Raw genomic sequence first — 1,569 nt, 5'->3', positions numbered from 1 at the left:
ACATTATTATACTAGGAGGTGTCATGATGCAAGCTATTGAGCTTGACTATAGAATGACTGAGCAAGGATTTTTAGAACCTGTTATAGAAGTATCGAACCCTGAACTTCAGATAGGCAAATATGGAAGTATAGCTATGAGTTATTTAAAAAATGAGAATCCATACAGATACAGTCTATTGAGAGCAGAAGGGGCATTGATGGAAATCATGTATAAAGTCAATGAGGAAGCTCATCAGATGATGGAAGTTTTGCAAAAGCAGATGTTAATGAAAGCCCCGATATTAAATCCAGAGAATTTTTACGAGAGCTATAAGCACAGGGAAATGATAAGAGCGAGAGCAGAAGAAATTGTACTTAGTGAAATAGTGTATATGCCAAGATAAAATTTTTGGTGTTTTAATGGAAAAAAATGAATGAAGCAGTGCCCAATCGCTAAATCAGAACACTGCTTCAATCTACCCCCACAATAAGCAGAGGCAAATATAGTATACATCTCTTTATTGTGGAATTCAACGTATATTTAATGATTACACAATACAAGGAGGAGTACATGAAATCAATAATAGAACAACTATTTGTAGGGGAAATTAACTCATTTGATAAGTTCACTCGAACAGATGAATATAATGAATGCAGTTCAGAAATTATGAAGGAAGAAGATGAATTTTTCAAGAAAATCAACCAAGAGCAAAGACAAATATTTGATAAGTTAGCAGATATGGAAGCGGGGCGTTCTATGATAGAATGTAAAACCCATTTTGCCTATGGATTTAAAGCGGGATTTAGATTAGCCGCTGAAATATATAGTGAAGAAATGATTAGAAAAACTTTGAAACTACATAAACCAATATTGACAATATGCCATATATAGCATATTATATAAGTAGGAGATAGTGATGCATAATATAAAATTCTTTCAAAGTGACAATGGAAAAGAACCAGTAAGAGAATTTCTTGATAGCTTAGATACAAAGATGAAAGCGAAAGCGTTAAGGGAAATAACGCTCCTAAGAGATAATGGACAGGAACTACGAGAACCCCACTGCAAGTATATTGATAAGGGGATATTTGAACTTAGAATTAAGTTCTCAAGTAATATATCAAGGATATACTATTTCTTTTACGTAAACAATAATATTATACTAACCCATGGCTTCATAAAGAAGACACAGAAAACACCGCCAAGAGAAATAGAAAAGGCAATAAAATATAAGATGGCGTTTGAAAGGAGGCATAGCAATGACTGATTTTAACAACTATTTAGATGAATGTATGAAAGACCCCGAGTTTAAAAAGGAATACGATGATCTAGCTGTAGAATATGAGATTAAACAAGCCATGATTGATGCAAGGAAAGAAAAAAAGCTCACTCAAAAGGAACTGTCAACTCTGACTGGCATACAGCAAAGTCACATTAGTAGGCTTGAAAATGCCAATTATAATCCGAGCATAGCGTTTCTTAAAAGAATTGCTCATGCACTAGGAAAAGAACTTCATATAGAATTTAGATAAGCGAGTTCGACTGCAATGATGTAGTCGGATTTTTTGTTGTATTAATGAATACCACAG

Annotated in this window: 4 protein-coding genes; all 4 read left to right on the top strand. The window is 33.7% G+C overall.

Going from position 1 to position 1,569, the window contains the following annotated elements; genetic code table 11:
- Nucleotides 1-383 (top strand): TnpV protein (locus ACX6CF_RS25785; protein ID WP_458788254.1); only part of this gene is annotated, 383 nt, incomplete at its 5' end.
- A 167-nt stretch (nucleotides 384-550) separates the two neighbouring features.
- Nucleotides 551-871 (top strand): DUF6809 family protein, encoded by a 321-nt coding sequence (locus tag ACX6CF_RS25780; RefSeq protein WP_458788253.1) that lies wholly within the window; start codon nucleotides 551-553, stop codon nucleotides 869-871.
- 25 nt (nucleotides 872-896) lie between these two features.
- On the top strand, nucleotides 897-1,247 hold the full coding sequence (locus ACX6CF_RS25775; RefSeq protein ID WP_458788252.1) for a type II toxin-antitoxin system RelE/ParE family toxin: 351 nt from the start codon (nucleotides 897-899) through the stop codon (nucleotides 1,245-1,247).
- A complete protein-coding gene (locus ACX6CF_RS25770) occupies nucleotides 1,240-1,512 on the top strand; it encodes a helix-turn-helix domain-containing protein (protein ID WP_458788251.1) in 273 nt (90 codons plus the stop codon). The genes ACX6CF_RS25775 and ACX6CF_RS25770 overlap by 8 nt, the downstream gene beginning before the upstream one ends.
- Nucleotides 1,513-1,569: the final 57 nt, after the last annotated feature.

This window comes from Vallitalea sediminicola, assembly GCF_054408565.1.
The sequence above is the reverse complement of the archived record's forward strand: the minus strand, read 5'-3'. Positions and strand labels throughout refer to the sequence as shown.